This window comes from Nocardioides sp. 31GB23, from assembly GCF_040012395.1.
Classification (GTDB): Bacteria; Actinomycetota; Actinomycetes; order Propionibacteriales; family Nocardioidaceae; genus Nocardioides; species Nocardioides salarius.
In genome coordinates this window covers 22,810-45,343 of the sequence record NZ_JBDYKJ010000019.1, presented here as the reverse complement: position 1 = coordinate 45,343, position 22,534 = coordinate 22,810, and the positions used below count along the sequence as shown (strand labels likewise).

The following is a 22,534-nucleotide window of genomic DNA, read 5'->3' as shown; positions in this document are numbered from 1 at the left end:
GGGGCCGTCCGTAGGCTCGTGGCATGACCAGCAGCCAGGGCATCCCGGCGCTTCGAGGGGTGCTGCGCGTGCCCGTGGGCGCGGTGGGGGCACCGCTCGACGAGGTGCGTGAGCGCCTGGGCTCCGTGCTCTTCGCCCGGGTGGCCGGCCCCGACGGGCCCCGTCAGCGCGACCGCATCCACGGCCGCCCCGGGCCCCGCTGGTTCGCGCCCGACAGCGCGATCGCGCAGGTGCACGGCGACGCATCGATGTTCGTCGGCGGCATCCGCGCGCTGCTGCTGCAGACCCTGCATCCCGCCGCCATGCGCGGGGTCGCCGAGCACAGCGACTACCGCACCGACATGTGGGGCCGCCTGGCCAGCACCAGCACCTACCTGGCGATGACGACCTTCGGCCACGCCGACGACGCCCAGGCGGCCGTCGACGCCGTGCGCCGCATCCACGAGCGGATCCGCGGCACCATGCCCGACGGGTCGGCGTACGCCGCCTCCGACCCGCACCTGCTCGGCTGGGTGCACGCCGCCCAGGTCGACTCGTTCCTGCTGGCGCACCAGACCTACGGCGCGCGTCCGCTCGACCAGGCCCGGCGCGACGAGTACGTCGAGCAGGCCGGCGAGGTCGCGCGGCGGCTGGGCGCCGTCGACCCGCCGCGCACCGAGGCCGAGCTGCGCGAGGTCCTGGCCGCCTACCGCCCCGAGCTGCGCGGCAGCCCCGAGGCCCGCGAGGCCGTGCGGTTCCTGCTGCTCAAGCCGCCGCTGCCGGCAGTGGCCCGCGCGCCCTACCTGGTGCTGGTCGCGGCCGCCGTGGGGATGATGCCCCGCTGGACGCGCGGTCCGCTGCGGCTGCCGTGGATGCCGGTCTCGGAGCGCACCGTCGTGCGGGCGCTCGGCTCGCTGGCGACCGGGACGATCCGGTGGGCGATGGGCGCCCAGGGACCGGCGAGCTCAGCGGCGCTCGAGGCCTGAGGCGAGGCCCGCCAGCCACCGCTCGACGTCGCGGTCGCCGCCCAGCCGCACGACCGGCAGCCCGGGGCGCTCGCGCCGCAGTCGGGGCACCAGGTCGTCGCGGTACTTGCGGCGGTGCGTCCACTGGTAGCGCACCACGTGCTCGGGGTCGGTGAGCACCTCGCGCAGCGGCCCCTCGACGTTGCCGTTCCACAGCACCTCGCGGCGTACGCGCCGGCGCACCGTGCGTCGCACCAGCCGCGCCAGCGCCACCGGGTAGGGGTGGTCGAGCCAGACCAGCAGGTCGGCCCGGGCGGCGAGCACGGGCCGGGCCGCGGAGTACTGCCACTCGGTGACCCAGGCGGGCGAGTCGGCCAGGGCGCGCACGTCGTCGAGGAACTGCGGTCGCGGCACCCAGGAGGCCCCGTGGTGCAGCGCGTCGAGCTCGGTGTGCGGCAGGTCGAGGAGGGTCGCGAGGCGCCTGGCGAGGGTGGTCTTGCCGGCGCCGCTCAGCCCCGCCACCAGCACCCGGCGGGGACGGGCGACCGGGACGCGGAGGTCGTCGCTGGCGGGCACCCGCGGAGGATACGGGGATTCTTGAGCGAAGCCTTGCACGATCTTGAGCCTGTCCCGAGGTGGGACTGCCACAGTGGTGCAACCACCACCCCCCGAGCCCGAGGACACGTCATGGGGCACCACCTCCCGCGCCGCCCGCAGCGCCCGCTGGTCGCCGCGCTCGTCGCCGCCGTGACCGCCGCCCTGCTGCTGGCACCGGCCGCGTCGGCAGCGGCAGAGCCGACGCCGACCCTGCAGCCGGGCCAGGCCACCGCCGAGCGCGAGGCCCGTGCAGCGGCTCGCCAGGCGCCCGCGACCGCCGAGCGCACGACCAAGGTCCGGGGCAGCATCAAGGCCGCCGACAAGGGCGTGAAGTACCGCGTGCGGTGGTTCACCAAGGACTGGACCTACCTCGACGAGCGCAAGGTCACCGGCGGCATCTACTCGCTGAGCCTGCAGCCGGGCACCTACTACCTGCAGTTCGTCGACCTGCGCCCGGCGTACAACGTGCGCAAGTACGCACCGACCGACATCAGGGTGAAGGTCGCGAACAAGCCGGTGCAGAAGAACGTGCGGATGAAGCGCGGAGCCGCGATCACCGGCACGGTGCGCGCCGGAGGCAAGGTCGCCGGTGGCGCCGAGGTGGTGGCCGCCAACGCCTCCGAGCAGTCCTACCGGGTCAAGGCGGACAAGCGCGGGCGCTTCGCGCTCGGGGGCCTGCCCGCCGGGAGCTACTCCCTGTTCACCTACGACCGCAAGAAGCAGTACGTCGGCCGCTCGACCTACCTGTCCCAGATGGGGCTCGGCCAGGTGCGCAACACCGCGATCACCCTGGGCACCCGGGCCGGCCGGCTGCTGGTCGACCTCAGCACCCTCGACGGCCGGGTCAAGCAGAAGGTGTTCGTGACCGCCGTCAGCAAGGCGACCGGGCAGTTCTGGACCGTCAGGGCCCGCGGTGGCGAGGCCATCTTCTCCGGTCTCTTCCCCGGCGGCTACCGGATGGTGGCACCGGGCGTGGGCCGCTACCTCCCGCAGAGCGGCGTGATCAAGGGCGCCAAGGTGAAGTCCGGCAAGGACGACCTGGCCAGCAGCTTCACCTGGACCAAGCGTGGCGCGACGATCACCGGCGCCGTGGTCGACCAGGAGCACCCCGACGCCGGCATGGAGGACGTGCTGGTGCAGGCCTTCAGCGCCGCGGGGGCGCTCCTCGGCTCGGCGACGACCGACGACGAGGGGATCTTCACCGTCACCGGCCCGATCACCTCCCAGGAGGGGATCACCGTCAAGATCCAGCCGGGAGGGGCCAACCCGCCCTACCTGCAGGGCACCTTCTACTGCAAGTACGCCGCCGCCGAGACGGACGGGGTCCGGGTGCGGACCGGTGAGGACACCGTCGTCGGGATCCTCGAGCTGCCCCAGCTGCCCACCTCGCAGCAGGACAACAAGTCCAACTGCGGCCCCGACGCCACCGCTCCTCGCGCGCCACGACCTGGACGATGACCCCAGGTACCGGCATCGACCTGCGCCTGGTGCGGGCGCGGCCCTGCGTCGCCCGGGTGCGCTGGTGGTCCGCCGACGGGCGCCTCGCGGGCGACAAGCGGGTGCACGACACGACCACGCTGCTGCGGGTCCCGCCCGGCTCCTGGCGCGTCGAGGTCGAGGACGCCCGCTCCTCGCACGACCCGGCCCGGCTCGCCCCCGGACGGGCGCAGGTGGAGGTCCGTGCCGGCTGGCGCACCGCCGCGGAGGTCCGCCTGGCGCCCGGCGCCACCGTGACCGGCAGCGTGCGCACCGCAGCCGACGGCCGCGCCCGTCAGGCGCTCGTGGAGGCGACGACCCCCGACGGCACCCGGGTGCACACCCGCTCCGACGCCCTCGGGGTCTTCACCCTGGCGGGGCTCCCGAGGGGCGTCGACCTGCTCGTCGGCGCCCGCAGCCGCTGGCACCAGGCCACTCCCCTGCTGGTGCGCATCGGCCCCGCCCCGGCTCCGCGGCTGGTGCTGCGCCTGGCCCAGCCCCTGCTCGGCGCCTCGCGTCCCGGCGGGGTCGACCCCGTCGTCGGCGGTGCGCTGCGCGGCCTCGTGCTCGACGCCGACGGCGAGCGGGCGTCGTACGCCGCGGTGGTGGAGCTGCGCGACGCGCGCGGCACCCTGCTGGCCCGCACCCGCTCCGACCGCGAGGGACGCTTCGTGGTCGGCGGCGACCTGCCCGACCGCGCCGGCCTGACCGTGGTGGTCAAGTCGGGGCCCGGCGACGTCGTGGTCGACCGCGTGCACCTGCGCGGCCTCGCCGTCGGGGCCGGCCAGCTGGTCGACCTCGGCACGGTGCGCCTGACCCGCTCGCCACGACGGCCCCGGCCGGCGCGCGCCAGCCTCCCGCGCGCGAGCGCGGCGTCGCTGCGGCTGCCGAGCACCCGCGTCTGAACCGCCGGCTCGGAGACGGCTCAGCGCCGGCTCAGGAGACGGTCATGTCGGCGTCGGACCAGAAGGCGCGCATGCTGGTGATCCGCCCCTCGTCGTCGAAGGTCATCACGTCGAAGGGCGCCAGGGTGAAGGTCGCACCGTCGGTGGTGGTGCGGACCTCGAAGTGGAAGGCCGCCTCGCCCCCGGCGATGCGGCACTCGACGAGCCTCGTCTCCTGCTGCAGCCCCTCGAGGGTGCCGTAGAAGGCGGCGATCTCCTCGCGGGTGGTGCGCACCGCGGAGCCGACCGGGTCCTCGACGGTGGCTCCCGGCGCGAAGAGGTCCACGATCTCGGCAGCGGTGCCGCTCGCCACCAGGGCCACGTAGGACTCCACGACCTCACGGATCCGCTCGTTGCTCGCTGCCACGTCCACTCCTTCTACGTCGTCGTCGACACCGACCAGAACACGTTCCAGTTCGGTGGGGTGCGGCGAGAGTAGCGTGCGCGGGCCGGGCGCGTTTGAATGGCTCCTCCGGCACTGCCGGCACCACCGTCCGTCGATCGAGGAACGCCCGCACATGCTGCACGACCCCCGGCCCTGGTGGCCCCTGACCGACGCCGACGACCTGCGCGAGGAGCTGGTGGCGGCCTACGCCTCCCCCCAGCGCGGCTACCACGACGTCCAGCACCTGGTCGAGGTGCTGACCCGCCTCGACGAGATCGGCGAGCACGGCGCGGTCGTGCGGCACCTGCCCGTGGTGCTGGCGGCGTGGTTCCACGACGCGGTCTACGACGGCGAGCGCGACGCCGAGGAGCGGTCCGCGGCGTGGGCGGAGGACTCGCTGGCCGGTCGGGTCGAGGACGACCTGGTCGAGGAGGTGGCGCGGCTCGTGCGCCTGACCGAGACGCACACGCCCGAGGACGACGACACCTCCGGCTGCCTGCTCTCCGACGCCGACCTGGCGATCCTGGCCGCCCCGCGCGAGCGCTACGACGAGTACGTCGCCGCGGTGCGCGCGGAGTTCGCCCACCTCGACGACGCGACCTTCGCCCAGGGCCGCGCGCAGGTGCTGGTGGGGCTGGCGCGGAAGCCGGCGCTCTTCCACACCGCCTACGCACGCGAGCGCTGGGAGGCGCCGGCGCGCGCCAACCTGGAGGCCGAGCTGGCGCGCCTGGGCGTCCATGAGGTCCCCGACCGCGAGGTGTCCTGAGGCGGTTCGGGCCGGGTCGGGGCGAAGTTCGGGCCGGGTCGGGGCGAAGTTCGGGCCGGGTCAGCGGGGGCGCTTGCGCCGGCGCAGGCCGGCGGCGACCAGGCGGGCCACCAGCTCGCGGCTGCTGACCGGCGCGGCGCCCGCGGCGACCACGTCGTCGTACCACTCGGAGGGCACGTCGTAGTGGTCGCGGTCGAAGCCGCGCTCGGGGATCCCGAGCAGGCGGGCGAAGGCGTGCAGCTCGTCGAAGGAGGTGTCGCTGGCCACGTGCGACCACAGGCGACCGTGCCCGGCCGCGTTGGGCGGGTCGATGAGGATGCCCACGCCCGCCACCCTACGAGCCGCCGGGCAGTGCCGCGCCGGTGCGACTTGCCCCGGGGGGACAATGGGCACGTGGACGACACCCTGATCTTCGATGCCCGGGCCCGGGTGCTGGCCGACCTCCAGGCCCGCGGCCACGCGACCCCGGGGGCCGTCTCGCTCCTCGAGGACGCCGTCTCCTCCCGCACCTGGTGGGCCGAGCAGTGGCCCGAGGGGGTGGTCTACGTCGCCGGGCTGGTGGCCCAGGACGTGCAGGACGCGCTGCTCGAGCAGGTGGGCCGCTGGCCGCTGTGCCTGGGCTGCGGCGACGCCCCGGAGCACGCGCTCTACATCCACCCCGACCTCGGCGGGCCGGACCCGACGTGGGTGTGCGAGGAGTCCGGGACCGCGGTGGCGGCGCTGGGGACCCTCAGCAGTCCTGGCCCAGCTGGACCCACAGCGTGAACCGGTCGGCGCGGTAGACCGTCCGTGAGACCTCGACGACCTTGTCGTCGCACAGCGCACGCCGGGAGTGGCGCAGCACCACGCTGAACGGCTCGACCTCGAGCAGCCCCGCCTCCTCGGCGGTCGCCTTGTCGGCGGTGATGGAGTCCTCGGCCCAGGTCGGGCGCAGGCCCCGGGCGTCGAGGGAGTCGTAGAGGCTGGTGGGCATCCCCTGCTGCAGGAACCCCGGCAGCAGCACCTCGTTGAGGTAGGCGTCCTCGAGGCACATCGGCACCCCGTCGGCCCGGCGCAGCCGGCGCCAGTGGATGACCGCGTCGCCCTCGGTCAGCGACAGGGCCCGGGCCACGCCCGGCCCGGCCTGCTCGCGGCGGGCCAGCAGGGTCTGCGACTCGGCCAGCAGGCCGCGACGCGTCATCTCCTCGGTGTAGCCGGTGATCTTGCTGGCGGTGCGCCGGGGGCGCGCCACGAAGGTGCCCCGCCCGGGGATCCGCTCCAGGAGCCCCTCCACGACCAGCGCGTCCATCGCCTGGCGCACCGTCATCCGGGCCACGCCGAAGCGCTGGACCAGCTCGCGCTCGGAGGGGGCGGGCGAGCCGGGCGAGCTGCTGCCCACCAGGGTCCGCACGTACTCCCGCACCTGCACGTGCTTGAGGGCACGTCCCGGGGGAGCCATCACGTCGTCCACGCCTGGCAGACTAGACAGGTCCGGCGCCCTGCGTCCGGGCTTTCCCGGGATTGGGCCAACGACCGGGCCCGCGACCGGACGCGGTACCGGGCCGACGACACGCCGCGGACCATCTCGAACACGCGTTCGAGATGCGTCGTACGATGGGGCCATGGACTTCCAGACCACGCTCTTCGCGGCGCCGTCCGGCGGGGTGCCCGCCCTGGTCGAGGGCCTCGCCGGTCTCGAGCGCCACCACCTGGGCCAGGGCGCCTGGGTCGACGTGCTCCGCTCCTGGCTGCCCGAGCCCGACGACGTGATGAGCAGCCTCGTCGAGCAGGTGCCCTGGCGCGCCGAGCGACGCCAGATGTACGACCGACTCGTCGACGTGCCGCGCCTGCTGCACACCTACATGATCGGTGAGGAGCTGCCCCACCCGGTCCTGACGCAGGCCAGGCAGGCGCTGAGCGAGCACTACCTGCCCGAGCTGGGCGAGCCGTTCCGCACCGCGGGCTGCTGCTACTACCGCGACGGGCGCGACTCGGTGGCCTGGCACGGCGACACCATCGGGCGGGGCAGCACCCAGGACACGATGGTGGCCATCGTCTCGGTGGGCGACCCGCGCAAGCTGCACCTGCGGCCGCGCGGCGGTGGCGAGAGCCGGGTCTTCGAGACCGGCCACGGCGACCTGCTGGTCATGGGCGGCAGCTGCCAGCGCACCTGGGAGCACGCGGTGCCGAAGGTCGCGCACGCCGGCCCGCGGCTCTCGGTCCAGTTCCGCCCGCTCAACGTCTTCTAGTCCTCGACGGGTATGGCGCCGCGGGCGGCACAGGCGTTCAATGGAGGGTTCCAGGGCGTCGCTCGGGACGCCTTCGAGACGGAGGTACCCCCATGAGCAACCAGGACCCGCACGCCGGCGGGACCGGTCGGCACCGCCAGCACCACGAGCGCCCGCCGGCGGGCCACGTGCGCGGCGACCACCCCGTCGGGGCCAGCACCGACCCCTCGATGGGGTTCGGCACCTCGCCCGAGGACCGGCTTCACCTGCCGGAGACGCCGCTGGACTCCGGCAGGCGCGCCGGTAGCACGATCTGGCTGCTGGTCGCCCTCGCCGTGGTGGCCGTGCTGGTGGCCGCCCTGGCCGTCGCCCTGCTCTGAGCCGCGGGCGGCCTCAGCAGGTGACGGCCGTGGGGGCCTGGGGCTCAGCCTCGGCGGTGTCGCGTCACGCACCACACGAGGAGCAGCGCCAGCAGCCCGGCACCCACCTGGGGGCCGTAGCTGCGCAGCAGCACCGGCAGCACGGTCGAGCCCAGGTCGAGCGCCTCGTCGCCGGTGCCCGCCGACGAGGGGGCCGACGACACGGGCCGGGGCGGCTCCGGGCTGGAGGCCGGCTCCGGCTCAGGCACGCCCGGGTCCTGACCCATGTGCTTGCCCGGAGGGGCGGGCGCCGCAGGGGGCGGCGTGTCGGCCTGCTCCGGCTCCTGGGGCGCCGCGAGACGCTGCTCGAGGCAGCTGACGAACTGGCCCAGCAGCTTGTCGGAGACGTCCTGCATCACCCCGCGCCCGAACTGGGCCGGCTTGCCGGTGATCGCCAGGTCGGTGACCACCTCGACCTCGGTCCGACCGGGCGCCGACTCGCTCATCGACAGGGTCACCTTCGCCCCGGCCGTGCCGTTGCCGCGCTTGTCCTTGCCCTTGGCGTCGACGACGTAGCGGTGCGCGGCGTCGTCCTTGTCCACGAAGGTGCCCGAGCCGGTGTAGAGCAGCGCGATCGGGCCGAGCTTGACCTTGACCGTGCCCTTGAACGTGTCGTCCTCGACGCCGGTCACCGTGGCGCCGGGGAAGCACTCGGCCAGGGCGCCGATGTCCTGGAAGTGCTCCCAGGTCTCCTCGACGCCGAGAGGGACGCTGAACTGGTGACGGAGATCCACTACGCCCCCGCAGCCGCGAGCACCGCTCGCCGGGTCAGCACCGTCGCCAGGTGGCGCCGGTAGTCGGCGTCGCCGTTGAGGTCGGAGGGCGGCGTGCAGCCCTCGGCGGCGCGTGAGGCAGCTTCGCGCACGGCCTCCTCGGTGGCCGGCTGCCCACGCAGGGCCTCCTCGACCGCTCGGGCCCGCAGCGGCGTGGAGCCCATGTTGGTCAGGCCCACGCGCGCCTCGGTGATGGTGCCGCCCTCGGCCCTGACCGCTGCGGCGACCGCGACGATGGGCCACTGGTGGGCCACCCGCACGAACTTCTCGTAGTGCGCGCCCCAGCCGGTGTGCTTGGGCAGGCGGACCTCGGTGAGCAGCTCGTCCTCGCCGATCGCGGTCTCGAAGAGGTCGACGAAGAAGTCGTCGGCCTCGACCGTGCGGGTGGTGCCGCCCTGCTCCGCGATCACGAACTGCGCACCGAGCGCCAGTGCGGGTGCGCCCAGGTCGCCGGCCGGGTCGGCGTGGGCCAGCGCCCCGCCGAACGTGCCGCGGTGGCGGATCTGGGCGTCGGCGAGGTGCTCGACGGCTCGCGAGACCAGCCCGGCGTGCTCGGCGACCAACGGGTCGGAGGCCACGACGCTGTGCTGGGTCATCGCGCCGACGACGATGGCGTCGCCGTCGTCGCGCACCCCGCGCAGCGACTCGATGCGCCCGAGGTCGATGACCACCTCGGGGGCGTTGAGGCGCATCCGCAGCACCGGCAGCAGGCTCTGCCCGCCGGCCAGCACCTTCGCGTCGTCGCCGTGCTCGGCGAGCGCGGCCAGCGCCTCCTCCACCGAGGTCGGGGCCAGGTAGTCGAACGGTGCGGGGATCACAGCGCGCCTCCGGTCGTGCGGTCGACGGTGCCGTCCATGCCCGTCGAGGAGTCGAAGTGCGGGGCCGCCGCACCGGTGGTGGGGTCGCCGCCGCCCGCGTCGCGGTCGTGCACGGCCTTCCAGACGCGCTCGGGCGTGCACGGCATCTGGATGTCGGTGACGCCGAGGTGGCGCACCGCGTCGACGACCGCGTTGACCACGGCCGGGGTCGAGGCGATGGTGCCGGCCTCGCCGACCCCCTTGGTGCCCAGCGTGTTGGTGGTCGAGGGCGAGGAGGTGTGGTCGATGTCGAAGGAGATCGTGTCGGCCGCCGTGGGCAGCAGGTAGTCGGTGAAGGAGCCCGAGACGAGCGTGCCGGCGTCGTCGTAGACCGCCTCCTCCCACAGCGCCTGGGCGATGCCCTGCACCAGGCCGCCGTGCACCTGGCCCGAGACGATGAGCGGGTTGATGATCGTGCCGATGTCGTCGACGCAGACGTACTTGCGCATCGTGACCTGGCCGGTCTCGGTGTCGACCTCCATCGCGCACAGGTGGGTGCCGTGCGGGTAGTTGAAGTTCACCGGGTCGTAGGTGGCGTCGGAGTCGAGCTGCGGCTCGATGCCCTCGGGGTAGTCGTGGGCGGTGAAGACCGCGGTCGAGACCTCGGCGATGCCGATCCCCTGGTCGGTGCCCCTGACCGAGAACCGGCCGCCGGAGAACTCCAGGTCGTCGACCGAGGCCTCGAGCAGGTGCGCCGCGATAGGCCTGGCCTTCTCGATCACCTTGTCGGCGGCCCGCACCAGCGCCTCGCCGCCCACGACCAGCGAGCGCGAGCCGTAGGTGTCGAGACCGCGCTGGGCGACCTGGGTGTCACCGTGCAGGACCTCGACGTCCTCGAAGGGGACCCCGAGCCGGTCGGCGATGATCTGGCTGAAGGCGGTCTCGTGGCCCTGGCCGTGGGCCGAGGCCCCGGTGGTCACCTCGACCTTGCCGGTGGCCAGCATCCGCACGCTGGCGTGCTCCCAGCCGCCGGCGCCGTAGTTGAGCTGGCCCAGCACCCGCGAGGGGGCCAGCCCGCACATCTCGGTGAAGGTCGAGACGCCGATGCCGAGCTGGACGCTGTCGCCGGCCTCGCGGCGTCGGCGCTGTTCCTCGCGCAGCTCGTCGTAGCCGAACATCTCCTTGGCCTTCGCCGTCGCGGCCTCGTAGTTGCCGGTGTCGTACTCGAGCCCGGCGACGGTGGTGAAGGGGAACTCCTCGTGGCGGATCCAGTTCTTCTCGCGCAGCTCGAGGGGGTCCATGTCGAGCTCGGCGGCGAGCTCGGTCATCAGCCGCTCGATGGCGAACGTCGCCTCGGGGCGTCCGGCGCCGCGGTAGGCGTCGGTCCAGGTCTTGTTGGTCAGCACGGTCTGGCAGTTGAACTGGTAGGCCGGGAACTTGTAGATCGCGTTGAACATGAACGCGCCGAGCACCGGCACCCCGCCGCCGACGAGCGAGACGTAGGAGCCCAGGTCGGCGAGCAGCTCGACCTTGAGGCCGGTCACCGTGCCGTCCTTCTCGGCGGCCAGGGTCAGCTTCTGCCACTGGTCGCGGCCGTGGTGGCCGACCATCAGCGACTCGCTGCGGGTCTCGGTGTACTTGACCGGCTTGCCCAGCCGGCGCGCGATCGCGAAGACCAGCCACTCCTCCGGGGTGGTCTGCAGCTTGCCTCCGAACCCGCCGCCGACGTCGGGGGCGATGACGCGGATCTTCGACTCCGGCACGCCGGTCGTGGCGGCCAGCGCGAAGCGCAGGATGTGCGGGATCTGGGTCGCCGACCACATGGTGATCTGCTCGCCGGTCGGGTCGACGACCACCGAACGCGGCTCCATGAAGGCGGGGATCAGCCGCTGCTGGCGGTACTCGCGCTCGATGACCACGCCGCCGTCACGGGCCTTCGCGATGGCCTCGTCGACGTCGCCGCCGGTGCCGGCCTCGGCGGAGTCGAACTTCCAGAACGCCGACTTGTTGGTGCCCAGGTCGGGGTGGGCCAGCACCTCGTCGCGCGCGGCCGCCTTGAGGTCCACGGCGGCCGGCAGCTCGTCGTACTCGACGTCGACGAGCTCGGCGGCGTCGCGGGCCTCGGCGGCGCTGCGGGCCACCACCACGGCCACGACCTCGCCGGCGAAGCTCACCCGGTCGGCGGGCATCGGCGGGTGGGCCGGGGCGACCTGGTCGGTCGTGATGGCCCAGGCGTTGATCAGCGTGCCCTGGGTCTCGCCGAGGTCGGCGCCGGTGAGCACCGCGACCACGTTGGGCGCGGCCTCGGCCTCGCTCTTGTCGATCGAGGTGATGGTGGCGTGGGCGAAGGGGCTGCGCACCATGGCCAGGTGCAGCATGCCGGGCATCGTGATGTTGTCGGTCCAGCGGGTGCGGCCGGTGATCAGGCGCTGGTCCTCCTTGCGCCGGCGGTCGCGGCCGATCTCGTGGGCCACCTCGGCGCGCTCCTGGGTCGCGGTCATGACGAGGCCCCCTGCCCGGCCGCGTGCTGCACGGCCTTGACGATGTTGTGGTAGCCGGTGCACCGGCACAGGTTGCCCTCGAGGCCGAGCCGGATCTCCTCCTCGCTGGGCTGCGGGTTCTCCTCCAGCAGCGCCACGCTCTGCATGATCATCCCCGGGGTGCAGAAGCCGCACTGCAGCCCGTGGCACTCGCGGAAGGCCTCCTGCACCGGGTGCAGGTCCTCCCCCGTGGCCAGGCCCTCGATCGTGGTGACCTCGGCGCCGTCGGCCTGCACGGCCAGCACGTTGCACGACTTCACGCTGGTGCCGTCGAGGTGCACGGTGCAGGCGCCGCAGTTGCTGGTGTCGCAGCCGACGACGGTGCCGGTCTTGCCGAGACGCTCGCGCAGGTACTGCACGAGCAGCATCCGCGGCTCGACGTCGTCGGCGACCTTCGAGCCGTCGACGGTGAGACTGATCCGGGTCATGGACTCTCCCTCTGCAGGTGCGCGGAGCGCAGGTGCTGGTGTGATGCGGCTCACGCTAGGTCGACCGGGTTGGTCGCCGGTTGGCGAGGCGCCCGGGAGGGGGTGAGCCCGGGTACGGCCCACGCACGGGCCGGGACGCCGTAAGGTGGGATGGCTGTCCGACCCCAGAAAGGCACGCGTGGAAGCACTCGGCAACTGGTTCACCTATGTCCAAGACAACCTCGAGTTCATCCTCGAGGAGCTCGTCAACCACCTCCAGATCGTCGCCATCTCGGTCGGCGTCGCCACCGTCGTGGCGGTGCTGCTGGGCGCCTGGGCCCAGAGCCGGCCGATCGTGCGGGCGCTCGCCCTGTCGATCACCGGCATCTTCTTGACCATCCCCTCGCTGGCGCTCTTCGCGCTGTTCATCCCGCTCTTCGGCATCGGCAACCGCCCGGCGATCGTGGCGCTGGTGCTCTACGGGCTGCTGCCCATCCTGCGCAACACCGTGACCGGCCTGGACTCGGTGAGCCCGGCCGTCGTGGAGTCGGCCCGGGGCATGGGGATGAACACGCGCCAGCAGCTGCTCAAGGTGCGGCTGCCACTGGCCTTCCCGGTCGTGATGGCCGGCATCCGGGTCTCCACCCTGCTCATCGTGGGTCTGACGGCCATCGCGGTGCTCGTCGGGGGTGACGGCCTCGGCTCCTTCATCCAGGACGGCCTGACCCGCAACGGCTTCCCCAACGCCGGCAACTCGGTCGTCGTCGGGGTCGTCTTCACCGTGGCGCTCGGGCTGGTGCTCGACGCCGTGCTCGCGACCGTGCAGCGGGTGTTCACGCCCCGCGGACTGCTCGTCTGAGCGCCACCCACCACAGCTCCATCGAGAGGAACCCATGAGCCCCGAGCCCAAGATCCACCTCGACCGGGTGGGCAAGACCTACCCCGGCACCAAGGTCCCGGCGGTCGAGGACCTGACCCTCGACGTCCACGAGGGCGAGATCCTCGTCCTCGTCGGTCCGTCCGGATGCGGCAAGAGCACGACGCTGCGCCTGATCAACCGGATGATCGAGCCCAGCAACGGGCGCATCCTGCTCGACGGCGAGGACGTCACCAAGGCCAACCCCGACAAGCTGCGCCGCCGCATCGGCTACGTCATCCAGCAGATCGGCCTCTTCCCGCACCAGACGATCGCGCAGAACATCGCGACCGTGCCCAAGATGCTGGGCTGGGACAAGGAGCGCATCACCGAGCAGGTCGAGTCCCTGCTGTCGACGGTCGGGCTGGACCCCGAGCAGTACCGGGACCGCTTCCCCAAGGAGCTCTCGGGCGGCCAGGCGCAGCGCGTCGGGGTGGCCCGGGCCCTCGGTGCCGACCCCGACATCATGCTGATGGACGAGCCGTTCGGTGCGATCGACCCGATCACCCGCGACCGGCTGCAGAACGAGTTCCTGCGCCTGCAGGAGGAGCTGCACAAGACGATCGTCTTCGTCACCCACGACATCGACGAGGCCATCAAGATGGGCGACCGCATCGCGATCCTGGGCGAGCGCAGCACGATCCGCCAGATCGACACGCCCGAGCGCATCCTGGCCTACCCGGTCGACGACTTCGTCGACGACTTCATCGGCACCGGCTCGACCATCAAGGGCCTGAACTTCCTCAAGGTCAGCTCGCTGAAGAAGACCGACTACCCCTCGATCTCCGACGCCGACCCCTGTGCCACCGGCGTGGCCAAGCTCGACGAGGCCGGGCTGGAGTGGCTGGTGCTCGTCGACGCTCAGCGTCGCCCGCTGCGCTGGCTGCACCGCGACGAGCTGGCCACGTCGCCGGCGTCGTACGACGGTCTCGGCGAGGACGTCGGCGACATGCTCAACAGCGACGACAGCCTCTTCCACGCCCTCGAGCTGATGGTCCAGAGCGCGGCCGGGCAGAGCATCGTGGTCGACGAGCGCGGCGCCTTCGCCGGCGTCGTGGAGATGTCGCACCTCAACAAGGCGATCCGCCGCGCGCAGTACGAGGCGCGGCTGCACTACGAGGAGATGGAGGCCAACGCATGAGCGGCGTGATCCCCGACCTGTCGCTGCCGAACAGGGCCGGCGCCACGCCCCCCGCAGATCCCGACGACACCGCCCCGCAGCCCGCTCCGCGGCGCAGTGCGGCGACCCTCATCGACCAATGGGGCCTGTGGGTGGCCCCGCTGCTGATCGCCGGGCTCGCCGGGCTGCTCGCGCTCTACCACCGCAGCCTCGACCTCGAGAACGCCGTGCGCCAGCAGCGCTCGGCGCTGAGCTGGTCGGACAAGCTCTGGCCGCAGACGCTGCAGCACCTCGAGATCGCGGCGTACTCGACGCTGCTGGTGGTCGTGATCGCGATCCCCCTCGGGATCCTGCTGACCCGCCCGGCCTTCCGCCGGGTCGCGCCGACGCTGATGACGGTGGCCAACTCCGGCCAGGCGTTCCCGGCGTACGGGCTGCTGGTCGGTGGACTGTTCCTGCTCGGCAACGGGACGGCGACCGTCGTCTACTGCCTGGCGCTCTTCGCGCTGCTGCCGGTGCTGCGCAACACGATGGTCGGCCTCGACGGGGTCGACCGCAACGTGATCGAGGCCGGTCGAGGCATGGGCATGACCCGCCGGCTGGTGCTGACCCGCATCGAGCTGCCGCTCGCGGTGCCGGTGATCCTGGCCGGGGTGCGCACCGCGATGGTGCTCAACATCGGCATGGCCACGCTGGCCTTCCTGATCGGCGGCGGCGCGCTGGGCATCACCATCAGCTCGGGGCTGAAGCTCAACCAGGACCCGGTGCTGATCGTCGGTGCGGTGATGGTCGCGATCGTGGCGCTGACCTTCGACTGGCTCGGCGCGGTGGCCGAGCGCTACCTGCGCCCGCGCGGGTTGTAGGCCACCACCACCACCACGCACGACGCCGCCCGGTCCGAGAGGACCGGGCGGCGTCGCTGCGTGCGGGTGCTGCTGGCGCAGCGTGGGGCAGGGCTCAGAGGACGCCGGCGTCCTCGAGGTACTGCTCGGCGACGCGCTCGGCGGGAGTGCCCTCGACGTCGACCTGGGCGTTGAGCTCGGCCATCTTCTCGTTGTCGAGGTCGGCGAAGATCGCGTCGGCGATCTCGTCGTAGGTCTCGGCGTTCTCCTCGTAGATCTCGTTGCTCATCGTGAAGGAGCTGTTGTAGATGATCATGACGCCCGGGTCCTCGACGAGCTCGAGGTTCAGCGCGGTGATCCGGCCGTCGGTGGTGAAGACCTCGCCGAAGTCACAGTTGCCGTCGGAGGTCTCGGAGTAGATCAGACCGGTGTCGAGGATCTGCGACTGGCTGCCCGGCAGCTCGTAGCCGGTGGCGTCCTCCCACAGCACCAGGCCGTCGGGCCGGTCGGGGAACTCGGTCTCCATGCAGACCGTGGCGTCGGGGTTGGCCTCGAGGTAGTCGGCCATGCCCTGGAAGTCGAAGCCGCCCTCGGCCTCGGCCAGGTCACCGTTGGCCGCGAAGCCGTAGGTGTCGTTGAAGGGCGAGAGCCCGACCCACTTGATGTCGTTCTCCTCCAGGTCGGCCTCGGCCGTGACGTCGTAGAGCTCCTGGGGGTCCTGGCTGGGCTCCTCGTTGCCGAGGTGGACCGTCCAGCCGGTGCCGTTGTACTCGGGGTAGACGTCGATGTTGTCGCTGAGCAGCGCGTCGCGGTTGACCGACGTGCCACCCAGGTTGACCTTGTTGTCGACGCTGGCGCCACGGGCCTCGAGGGCCTGGGCGAACATCTCGCCGAGCAGGATGTTCTCGGTGAAGTCCTTGGACCCCACGGTCAGGGAGACCCCGTCGAGCTCGTCGCTCGAGCCGCTCGCACTGCTGCTGTCGTCGCCGCACGCGGTGACGGTGAGGCTCAGGGCCACTCCGGCCGACACGGCCATCAACTTCTTGCCTAGGCGCATCTGTTCAACTTTCCGATCGCTTGCAGGATGGAGCGCACGTCCCCCTCACACGACGACCGTCAGCCGCCCGCCGGTGCACAGCGTGCGCCCGAGCGCGCTGCAGGGGACCGTGGGCACCTTCGACCATAGTCCGCCCGGGCGGCCGCTGCGGGCCAGTTGTGACGCACGAGGGTAACGACTCGGTCTCGTTCGGCGCCCGTCCGCTCAGCGCCGGGCTGCCGCCAGGCGCCCCTTGAGCAGCGGGACCAGCGGGTGGGACCGGCCACCCAGGCGGGCCAGCGCGGCCTCCACGACCTCGGTGTCGTACGGCGCCCGGTCGCTGTAGCGGGCCACGGCCCCGGGCTCGGGGTCGGCCAGCAGCGCCTCGCGGACCGCGACGGCGACGTACTCCCCCAGCTCCTGCAGGGCCGGTGAGTCGGTGCCGGGCAGCAGGTCACCGCCGTAGGCCTCGACGGCCTGCGCGACCCGGCCCCGGCGCAGCAGGCCGAGCACGTGGTCGACGTCGGTGGCCACCGGCATGGTCAGCCGGTAGGGACGCGACGAGAGCTGGCCGCCCAGGGCGTGGCGCAGGTGCGAGACCTCCGCCTTGAGCGTGGAGAAGGTGACCGCGTGGTCGCCGTAGACGCACGCGTGCAGCCGGTCGAGGGAGAGCCCCTCGGGGTGCAGCGCGAGCAGCGCCAGGATCTCGCTCTGGCGCCGGTTGAGCAGCAGCCGCTGGCCGTCGAGCAGCGCCTCGGCGGTGCCGAGCAGCGAGAGCACCAGGCCCGGCTCGCCCGCGTCGGCCTGGGCGGCGTGGCCCAGCGGGGTGGCGCTGGCGGGCAGCGCCTGCTCGATCAGGCGGGCCATCACCTGCGCGGTCGCCAGGCCGATCGGGTGGGTGCGCTCCCAGGTCGTGGACAGGTCGAGGACGCCGAGCTGGACGCCGGTCACGGGGTCGTGGACCGGGGCGGCCCAGCAGACCCAGTTGTGCACCATCGAGGCGTAGTGCTCGGCGCTGAAGACCATCGCCGCCCGGTCGTGGCGGTTGGCCAGGTCGAGGGCGTTGGTGCCGGCGGAGCGGTCGTCCCAGCGCCCTCCGGGCACGAAGTTGACCGACTCGGCCTTGCGGCGCATCGTGCGCCCGCCGTAGGTCCACAGGATCCGGGTCTGGGGGTCGGTGACCGCGACCACGAGGTCACCGTCCTCGGCGGTGCGCCGCAGGTCCTCCTCGACGCGCTCGACCGCGGTCTGCAGCGGCGAGTCGCGCCAGTAGGCGGCCGTCTCGGTCTCGTCGTCGAGCGGTGCGTGCGGCACCTCGGGCCCGATCGTCTGCTCCGAGCGCGACCAGCTCGACCAGATCTCGGGGCGCACCAGCTGCTCGGCACCGTCACCGTGCTCGACGAAGGAGGTCCAGGCGCGCACGGCGTCGACCCGGCGAGCCCGCAGGTCGGCTTCCATGGCCAGAACCTAGCACCCGACCCGTGAGGCAGGTCACACGTCGAGGCGGCTGCGCAGGAAGCGCACGGTGCGCCGCATCGAGTCGGCGAAGCGCGGCCCGAAGGCGTGGCCCTCCCCCTGCCACTCGACCAGGGTGGAGTCGGCGCCGGCCCGCCGCAGCAGCGTCTGGGGGCGCCGCGACCAGGCGGGCGGGCAGGTGTCGTCGGCGGTGCCGTGGTGGATCAGCACCGGCGCCCGCACGCGGTCGAAGAAGGTGCGCGACGAGAGAGCGCGGTAGAAGCCCGGCGACTCCCGCGGGGTGCCGAACCGGTCGTAGAACGCCTGGGCCCCCTCGGGCCGGTTGGGCTCGGTGAACTGGCGCAGGTTGTCGACGAACGACGAGCTGACCGGCGCGAAGACCACCGCGGCGTCGACCAGGTCGGGCACCGCGACCAGCGCGTTGTAGGTGACCCCGCCGCCCATCGAGCGACCCACCATCCCCAGCCGCTCGGTGTCGACGTAGGGCTCCTGCTCGAGCGCGCGCACCGCCCCGATCGCGTCGCGGGTGTAGACCAGCCGGGTCTCGCGGCCCACCTCGCCGACCGGGTCGGAGCCGGCGTGGCCGCGGTAGTCGGTGTGCAGCACCACGAAGCCGTTGCTGGCGAACCACTCCTGCTCGCGCGACATGCCGCGGCCCAGGGTGTAGACCGCCGGGTCGATGTAGCCGTGGTTGAGCACCAGCGCCGGGAACGGCCCCTCCCCCGTCGGCACCAGCAGCTCGCCCGAGACCGTGGCGCCGTCGACGGTGTAGGTCACCGCGTGGCCGGTCCACCTCTCGGTGCCGCCGAGGCGCCCGGTGCGCTCGATGGCCCCCGCCCGCACCTCCTCGCGCATCAGCGCCGGCAGCGAGACCGGGTGGTCGACGCGTGGCAGCTCCTCGGGGGCGAGCGTGGCTCCCGGCGCGGTGGTCGTGGGCGCGGTCTCGGTGGGCTCGGTCTTCTGGTCGGGCTCGGGCGGCTGGGCTGTGGGGAGCGACGAGGGGCCGGAGGAGGATGAGGACGGCGCGGTCGGCTCGGGGCTGCCGGTGCAGGCGCCCAGCAGCAGCGTCAGCGCCATGACGCCGGCGACGGCGTACGCGAGTGGCCGGTGGGGATGGTGGGGCCGCATGGGTTGCTCCTCTGCTGGGAGTTTCATCGGCCGGCCGATGGACCTGGCGGGTGGACGATGAAGTTTCATCGGCCACCCAGGAGTTTCATCGGCCGGCCGATGAAACTCCTCGAGCTGCCGTACGTCGCTCAGTCGAGGTCGTGGGGCAGGTCGCGGTGGATGCGGCCCTCGGTGGCCGCGAGCGGCTCGCCCGTGCCGCCCCAGCGCCCGGCGATGATCTCGGCGGCGATCGAGATCGCGGTCTCCTCCGGGGTGCGGGCGCCGAGGTCGAGGCCGATCGGGCTGGAGAGCCGATCGAGCTCGGCGTCGGTGAGGCCGGCGGCGCGCAGCCGCTCGAGCCGGTCGTCGTGGGTGCGGCGCGAGCCCATCGCCCCGACGTAGGCGACCTCGGGCAGGCGCAGGGCGACCTCGAGGAGCGGCACGTCGAACTTCGGGTCGTGCGTGAGCACCGCGAGCACGGTGCGCTGGTCGATGCGCCCGGCCTCCTGCTCGGCGGCCAGGTAGCGGTGCGGCCAGTCGACCACGACCTCGTCGGCGTCGGGGAAGCGGCTGGTGGTGGCGAAGACGGGCCGGGCGTCGCAGACCGTGACGTGGTAGCCCAGGAAGCTGCCGACGCGGGCGACGGCGGCGGCGAAGTCGATCGCGCCGAAGACCAGCATCCGCGGCTTGGGGGCGAAGGCCCACACGAAGACCCGCATCCCCTCGCCACGCCGCTCGCCGTCGGGGCCGTAGGACAGCGTCGCGCTGGTGCCGCTGGCCAGCAGCCCGAGCGCGTCGTCGTGCACCGCGGCGTCGGCGCGCGGCGAGCCGATCGACCCCGCGACCGGCTCCTCCTCGGGGCGTACGACGATGCGTCGCCCGCGCCAGGCGGGGTCGGGGTGGTCGATGACGGTCGCGAGGGCCACGGGGAGCCCGGCCTCGACGTCGGCCGCGAGCGCCCCCAGCTCGGGGAAGGTCTCGCGCGAGACCCGCTCGACCCACACGTCGAGGATGCCCCCGCAGGTCAGCCCGACGGCGAAGGCGTCGTCGTCGGAGACGCCGTAGCGCTCGAGCACGGGGATGCCGCCCGCGACGACCTCCTGGGCCTGCTCGTAGACGGCGCCCTCGACGCAGCCGCCGGAGACCGAGCCGACCGCGGTCTCGTCGGGGCCCACCAGCATCGAGGCGCCCGGCGGGCGGGGCGCGGAGCGGAAGGTCGCCACGACGGTGGCCACGCCGACCGTCTCGCCGGCCTCCCACCACCTCATCAGCTCGGGCAGCACGTCACGCACGGGCGATCACCTCGCAGAGCTCGGCGTAGGTGGCCAGCGAGTGCCCGGCCACGAAGTCGTCGACGTGCGGCAGGACCGCCAGCACGCCCTGCTGCACCGGCTCGTAGCCGGCCTTGCCGCGGTGCGGGTTGACCCACACCACGCGGTGGGCCACCCGCTGCAGACGGGCGACCTGCTCGGCCAGCAGCGCGGGGTCGCCGCGCTCCCAGCCGTCGCTGAAGACCACCACGACGGCGCCGCGGGCCGCCCCGCGGCGGCCCCACCGGTCGAGGAAGGCGCCGAGCGACTCGCCCAGCCGGGTGCCGCCCGACCAGTCGGGCACCGCCTCGCCGGCCGCGACGAGCGCCCGGTCGGCGTCGCGCAGGCGCAGCGGCCGGGTCAGGTGGGTCAGACGGGTGCCGAGGGTGAAGGTCTCCACGCGGGAGCCCGGCAGCGCGTGGGTGAGCCGGTGCGCGAGGCGCAGCAGCGCGTCGGCGTACCCGCTCATCGAGCCCGACACGTCGACCAGCAGCACCACCCGGCGCGGGCGCACGCTGCGCCGGCGCCAGGCGATCTCGGCGGGCTCGCCCATCCGGCGCAGGCTGGCGCGCACGGTGCGCGCCGCGTCGACGTCGCCGCGGCGCCACCGCTCGTGGCGCGAGGTGCGCCGCAGCGGCGCGCGCACGGCCAGCGAGGCGAACATGTCGGCGAGCCGCGCCTTCTCGCCCGGGCTCAGCGCGGCCACGTCGCGGTGGCGCAGCACCTCGACGTCGGAGGCCATGGCGCGCACCACCTCCTCGTCGTCGCCGCCCTCGCCGCCGGCGCCCGCGTCGCTCTCGGGCAGCAGCGCCGGGGCGGGTGCGCCGGCAGGCGCGGGGCGAGTGCGGGGCAGCTCGCCGCGGGGGTCGAACCAGGCCGCGAAGACCTGGTCGAAGCGCTCGAGGTCGTCGGGACCCGCGCACAGCGTCGAGCGGCCCGCGGCGCGCACCGCGGCCACGTCGCCCAGGCCCACCAGGGCGGTCGCGGCCAGGAAGGAGGCACCGCGGTCGTGGGTGACCCCGACGCCGGCCGCGCGCAGCGCGTGGGTGAAGCCGAGCAGCAGCTCGTCGGGGGCGTGGGCCGCGGTGCTCACGGTGCTCATGGGGTGAGGATCCGGTCGAGCGCCTGGCGCACCCGGTCGGCGTCCTCGCGGTACTTCACCAGCGCGCCCACCGTGCGCGCGGCCGTGGCCAGGTCGACCTCGGTGGCGCCGAGGTGGTGCAGGGCGCGGGCCCAGTCGAGGGTCTCCGCGACCCCCGGCGGCTTCTGCAGAGGGCCGGCGGCGGTGCCGGTGCGCAGCTGCTGGACGACGGCGACGACCTGGCGGGCCAGCGTCTCGGAGACCTCGGGTGCGCGGGTGCGCACCACCTCGACCTCGCGCTCGAGGCCCGGGTGGTCGATCCAGTGGTAGAGGCAGCGACGCTTGAGCGCGTCGTGCAGCTCGCGGGTGCGGTTCGAGGTCAGCACCACCACCGGCGGGGTGGTCGCCCGCACCGTGCCCAGCTCGGGGATCGAGACCTGGTAGGTCGAGAGCACCTCGAGCAGGAACGCCTCGAACTCGTCGTCGGCGCGGTCGACCTCGTCGACCAGCAGCACCGCCGGGGCCTGCTGCAGCGCGGCCAGGACCGGGCGGGCGAGCAGGAACCGCTCGTCGTACAGGCTCTTCTCGGCGCCCTCGGCGTCGACATCGCCGCCGGCGGCCTCGAGGGCGCGCAGGTGGAGCACCTGGCGGGGGAAGTCCCAGTCGTAGAGCGCCTGGGTCGCGTCGATCCCCTCGTAGCACTGCAGCCGCACCAGCGGCAGGTCGAGGGTGGCCGCCAGCGCCTCGGCGAGCGCGGTCTTGCCGGTGCCGGGCTCGCCCTCGAGCAGCAGCGGCCGCTGCATCCGCAGCGCGAGGAAGACCACCGTGGCCAGGTCGGCGTCGCAGAGGTAGCCGGTCTCGCGCAGGCGCGCCGCGACGTCGGCGGCATCGGGCACCTCGGGGAGCTCCATGCGGCCAGGCTAGCCAGCAGGTCGTTGGCCGCCGGTTGGACGCCCCGCACAGACTGGACCGGTGAGCCGTGCCAGCACCCCCGAGCCGAGGACCTGCGTCTCGTGCGGGCGCACGATCGAGTGGCGCAAGAAGTGGGAGCGCGACTGGGAGCAGGTGCGCTACTGCTCCACGCCCTGCCGGCGCCACGGCGTCACCGACACCGACCGGGCGCTCGAGGCCAGCATCCTCGACCTGCTCGCGGCCCGCTCCCGCGCCAGCACCATCTGCCCCTCCGAGGCCGCGCGCGCCGTCGGCGGCGGGGGCGGCGACGGGGACGCAGGGGACGACGGGGAGGCGTGGCGCGAGCTGATGGAGCCGGCCCGCCGGGCCGCCCGCCGCCTGGTGGCCGCGGGCGAGGTCGAGGTCACCCAGGGCGGGCGCGTGGTCGACCCGTCGACGGCCAAGGGGCCGATCCGGATCCGTCGCGCCTGAGGTCCTGG

General features: G+C 73.5%; 25 protein-coding genes. 11 read left to right on the top strand and 14 right to left on the bottom strand.

Annotated features, from left to right (window positions below; translation table 11 throughout):
• The first annotated feature begins 23 nt into the window (after positions 1-23).
• Positions 24-965: an oxygenase MpaB family protein gene (locus tag ABKW28_RS08165; RefSeq protein ID WP_348608088.1), complete on the top strand. Its 942-nt coding sequence runs from the start codon at positions 24-26 to the stop codon at positions 963-965.
• On the opposite strand, the gene ABKW28_RS08160 is transcribed toward ABKW28_RS08165, so the two are convergent.
• A complete protein-coding gene (locus ABKW28_RS08160) occupies positions 945-1,520 on the bottom strand; it encodes an AAA family ATPase (protein ID WP_193668519.1) in 576 nt (191 codons plus the stop codon). The two genes, ABKW28_RS08165 and ABKW28_RS08160, sit on opposite strands and share 21 nt — an antisense overlap.
• 111 nt (positions 1,521-1,631) lie before the next feature.
• Here ABKW28_RS08160 and ABKW28_RS08155 point away from each other — a divergent pair, with 111 nt between their 5' ends.
• Both ABKW28_RS08155 and ABKW28_RS08150 read left to right on the top strand, forming a co-directional pair.
• Complete coding sequence (locus ABKW28_RS08155) at positions 1,632-2,999, top strand: carboxypeptidase-like regulatory domain-containing protein (protein ID WP_193668520.1); 1,368 nt, start codon at positions 1,632-1,634, stop codon at positions 2,997-2,999.
• Positions 2,996-3,922, top strand: a complete 927-nt coding sequence (locus tag ABKW28_RS08150) for a hypothetical protein (RefSeq protein ID WP_348608086.1) — start codon at positions 2,996-2,998, stop codon at positions 3,920-3,922. Before ABKW28_RS08155 ends, ABKW28_RS08150 begins: the two co-directional genes overlap by 4 nt.
• 31 nt (positions 3,923-3,953) lie before the next feature.
• Here ABKW28_RS08150 and ABKW28_RS08145 read toward each other — a convergent pair whose 3' ends face one another.
• Positions 3,954-4,328 (bottom strand): nuclear transport factor 2 family protein, encoded by a 375-nt coding sequence (locus ABKW28_RS08145; RefSeq protein WP_193668522.1) that lies wholly within the window; start codon positions 4,326-4,328, stop codon positions 3,954-3,956.
• Between the two features lie 151 nt (positions 4,329-4,479).
• On the opposite strand from ABKW28_RS08145, the gene ABKW28_RS08140 reads away from it, so the two are divergent.
• Positions 4,480-5,112, top strand: a complete 633-nt coding sequence (locus ABKW28_RS08140; RefSeq protein ID WP_193668523.1) for a hypothetical protein — start codon at positions 4,480-4,482, stop codon at positions 5,110-5,112.
• 60 nt (positions 5,113-5,172) lie between these two features.
• On the opposite strand, the gene ABKW28_RS08135 is transcribed toward ABKW28_RS08140, so the two are convergent.
• A complete protein-coding gene (locus tag ABKW28_RS08135; protein WP_193668524.1) occupies positions 5,173-5,436 on the bottom strand; it encodes a DUF4031 domain-containing protein in 264 nt (87 codons plus the stop codon).
• Positions 5,437-5,505: 69 nt separating this feature from the next.
• Here ABKW28_RS08135 and ABKW28_RS08130 point away from each other — a divergent pair, with 69 nt between their 5' ends.
• Entirely contained in the window at positions 5,506-5,877 is a 372-nt protein-coding gene (locus tag ABKW28_RS08130; RefSeq protein ID WP_348608083.1) for a hypothetical protein, read from the top strand.
• Here the strand turns inward: ABKW28_RS08130 and ABKW28_RS08125 are convergent.
• Positions 5,843-6,562, bottom strand: coding sequence for a GntR family transcriptional regulator (locus tag ABKW28_RS08125; protein ID WP_307823023.1), 720 nt, complete (start codon positions 6,560-6,562; stop codon positions 5,843-5,845). The genes ABKW28_RS08130 and ABKW28_RS08125 overlap by 35 nt on opposite strands.
• Positions 6,563-6,713: 151 nt before the next feature.
• On the opposite strand from ABKW28_RS08125, the gene ABKW28_RS08120 reads away from it, so the two are divergent.
• A complete protein-coding gene (locus ABKW28_RS08120; RefSeq protein ID WP_193668526.1) occupies positions 6,714-7,340 on the top strand; it encodes an alpha-ketoglutarate-dependent dioxygenase AlkB in 627 nt (208 codons plus the stop codon).
• Between the two features lie 92 nt (positions 7,341-7,432).
• On the top strand, positions 7,433-7,699 hold the full coding sequence (locus ABKW28_RS08115) for a hypothetical protein (RefSeq protein ID WP_348608080.1): 267 nt from the start codon (positions 7,433-7,435) through the stop codon (positions 7,697-7,699).
• A gap of 44 nt (positions 7,700-7,743) precedes the next feature.
• On the opposite strand, the gene ABKW28_RS08110 is transcribed toward ABKW28_RS08115, so the two are convergent.
• From ABKW28_RS08110 to ABKW28_RS08095, 4 genes are read right to left on the bottom strand one after another with little or no spacing between them, the layout of a single operon-like run.
• Positions 7,744-8,472 (bottom strand): SRPBCC family protein, encoded by a 729-nt coding sequence (locus tag ABKW28_RS08110; protein WP_193668529.1) that lies wholly within the window; start codon positions 8,470-8,472, stop codon positions 7,744-7,746.
• Entirely contained in the window at positions 8,472-9,329 is an 858-nt protein-coding gene (locus ABKW28_RS08105; RefSeq protein WP_348608077.1) for a xanthine dehydrogenase family protein subunit M, read from the bottom strand. Before ABKW28_RS08105 ends, ABKW28_RS08110 begins: the two co-directional genes overlap by 1 nt.
• Entirely contained in the window at positions 9,326-11,809 is a 2,484-nt protein-coding gene (locus ABKW28_RS08100) for a xanthine dehydrogenase family protein molybdopterin-binding subunit (RefSeq protein ID WP_348608074.1), read from the bottom strand. The genes ABKW28_RS08105 and ABKW28_RS08100 overlap by 4 nt, the downstream gene beginning before the upstream one ends.
• Entirely contained in the window at positions 11,806-12,276 is a 471-nt protein-coding gene (locus tag ABKW28_RS08095) for a (2Fe-2S)-binding protein (protein ID WP_193668532.1), read from the bottom strand. The genes ABKW28_RS08100 and ABKW28_RS08095 overlap by 4 nt, the downstream gene beginning before the upstream one ends.
• Positions 12,277-12,454: 178 nt before the next feature.
• On the opposite strand from ABKW28_RS08095, the gene ABKW28_RS08090 reads away from it, so the two are divergent.
• Genes ABKW28_RS08090 through ABKW28_RS08080 form a run of 3 tightly spaced genes read left to right on the top strand, consistent with a single transcriptional unit; the run spans position 12,455 to position 15,154 of the window.
• On the top strand, positions 12,455-13,114 hold the full coding sequence (locus ABKW28_RS08090) for an ABC transporter permease (protein ID WP_193668533.1): 660 nt from the start codon (positions 12,455-12,457) through the stop codon (positions 13,112-13,114).
• Between the two features lie 34 nt (positions 13,115-13,148).
• A complete protein-coding gene (locus ABKW28_RS08085) occupies positions 13,149-14,312 on the top strand; it encodes a betaine/proline/choline family ABC transporter ATP-binding protein (RefSeq protein ID WP_193668534.1) in 1,164 nt (387 codons plus the stop codon).
• Positions 14,309-15,154, top strand: coding sequence for an ABC transporter permease (locus ABKW28_RS08080; protein ID WP_193668535.1), 846 nt, complete (start codon positions 14,309-14,311; stop codon positions 15,152-15,154). Before ABKW28_RS08085 ends, ABKW28_RS08080 begins: the two co-directional genes overlap by 4 nt.
• Positions 15,155-15,248: 94 nt before the next feature.
• Here the strand turns inward: ABKW28_RS08080 and ABKW28_RS08075 are convergent, their stop codons facing one another.
• From ABKW28_RS08075 to ABKW28_RS08050, 6 genes are all read right to left on the bottom strand, one after another.
• Positions 15,249-16,190: a glycine betaine ABC transporter substrate-binding protein gene (locus ABKW28_RS08075; protein WP_204797245.1), complete on the bottom strand. Its 942-nt coding sequence runs from the start codon at positions 16,188-16,190 to the stop codon at positions 15,249-15,251.
• A 204-nt stretch (positions 16,191-16,394) separates the two neighbouring features.
• Entirely contained in the window at positions 16,395-17,627 is a 1,233-nt protein-coding gene (locus tag ABKW28_RS08070) for a helix-turn-helix domain-containing protein (protein ID WP_227491587.1), read from the bottom strand.
• A 33-nt stretch (positions 17,628-17,660) separates the two neighbouring features.
• A complete protein-coding gene (locus ABKW28_RS08065; protein ID WP_348608071.1) occupies positions 17,661-18,773 on the bottom strand; it encodes an alpha/beta fold hydrolase in 1,113 nt (370 codons plus the stop codon).
• Between the two features lie 128 nt (positions 18,774-18,901).
• Positions 18,902-20,044: an XdhC/CoxI family protein gene (locus ABKW28_RS08060; RefSeq protein WP_348608068.1), complete on the bottom strand. Its 1,143-nt coding sequence runs from the start codon at positions 20,042-20,044 to the stop codon at positions 18,902-18,904.
• Positions 20,037-21,164 (bottom strand): VWA domain-containing protein, encoded by a 1,128-nt coding sequence (locus ABKW28_RS08055; protein ID WP_348608065.1) that lies wholly within the window; start codon positions 21,162-21,164, stop codon positions 20,037-20,039. The genes ABKW28_RS08060 and ABKW28_RS08055 overlap by 8 nt, the downstream gene beginning before the upstream one ends.
• Complete coding sequence (locus ABKW28_RS08050) at positions 21,161-22,054, bottom strand: MoxR family ATPase (RefSeq protein ID WP_348608062.1); 894 nt, start codon at positions 22,052-22,054, stop codon at positions 21,161-21,163. Before ABKW28_RS08050 ends, ABKW28_RS08055 begins: the two co-directional genes overlap by 4 nt.
• 61 nt (positions 22,055-22,115) lie before the next feature.
• Between ABKW28_RS08050 and ABKW28_RS08045 the strand changes: the two genes are divergently transcribed.
• Positions 22,116-22,526, top strand: a complete 411-nt coding sequence (locus ABKW28_RS08045) for a DUF2256 and DUF3253 domain-containing protein (RefSeq protein WP_348608059.1) — start codon at positions 22,116-22,118, stop codon at positions 22,524-22,526.
• The last annotated feature ends 8 nt before the right edge of the window (positions 22,527-22,534 follow it).

Bases quoted from the DNA above. Each gene is read 5' to 3' on its own strand.
- ABKW28_RS08075 (WP_204797245.1), bottom strand. From the start codon at position 16,190: ATGCGCCTAGGCAAGAAGTTGATGGCCGTGTCGGCCGGAGTGGCCCTG.
- ABKW28_RS08155 (WP_193668520.1), top strand. From the start codon at position 1,632: ATGGGGCACCACCTCCCGCGCCGCCCGCAGCGCCCGCTGGTCGCCGCG.
- ABKW28_RS08115 (WP_348608080.1), top strand. From the start codon at position 7,433: ATGAGCAACCAGGACCCGCACGCCGGCGGGACCGGTCGGCACCGCCAG.
- ABKW28_RS08070 (WP_227491587.1), bottom strand. From the start codon at position 17,627: ATGGAAGCCGACCTGCGGGCTCGCCGGGTCGACGCCGTGCGCGCCTGG.
- ABKW28_RS08150 (WP_348608086.1), top strand. From the start codon at position 2,996: ATGACCCCAGGTACCGGCATCGACCTGCGCCTGGTGCGGGCGCGGCCC.
- ABKW28_RS08065 (WP_348608071.1), bottom strand. From the start codon at position 18,773: ATGCGGCCCCACCATCCCCACCGGCCACTCGCGTACGCCGTCGCCGGC.
- ABKW28_RS08080 (WP_193668535.1), top strand. From the start codon at position 14,309: ATGAGCGGCGTGATCCCCGACCTGTCGCTGCCGAACAGGGCCGGCGCC.
- ABKW28_RS08120 (WP_193668526.1), top strand. From the start codon at position 6,714: ATGGACTTCCAGACCACGCTCTTCGCGGCGCCGTCCGGCGGGGTGCCC.
- ABKW28_RS08095 (WP_193668532.1), bottom strand. From the start codon at position 12,276: ATGACCCGGATCAGTCTCACCGTCGACGGCTCGAAGGTCGCCGACGAC.
- ABKW28_RS08050 (WP_348608062.1), bottom strand. From the start codon at position 22,054: ATGGAGCTCCCCGAGGTGCCCGATGCCGCCGACGTCGCGGCGCGCCTG.
- ABKW28_RS08165 (WP_348608088.1), top strand. From the start codon at position 24: ATGACCAGCAGCCAGGGCATCCCGGCGCTTCGAGGGGTGCTGCGCGTG.
- ABKW28_RS08055 (WP_348608065.1), bottom strand. From the start codon at position 21,164: ATGAGCACCGTGAGCACCGCGGCCCACGCCCCCGACGAGCTGCTGCTC.
- ABKW28_RS08140 (WP_193668523.1), top strand. From the start codon at position 4,480: ATGCTGCACGACCCCCGGCCCTGGTGGCCCCTGACCGACGCCGACGAC.
- ABKW28_RS08085 (WP_193668534.1), top strand. From the start codon at position 13,149: ATGAGCCCCGAGCCCAAGATCCACCTCGACCGGGTGGGCAAGACCTAC.
- ABKW28_RS08100 (WP_348608074.1), bottom strand. From the start codon at position 11,809: ATGACCGCGACCCAGGAGCGCGCCGAGGTGGCCCACGAGATCGGCCGC.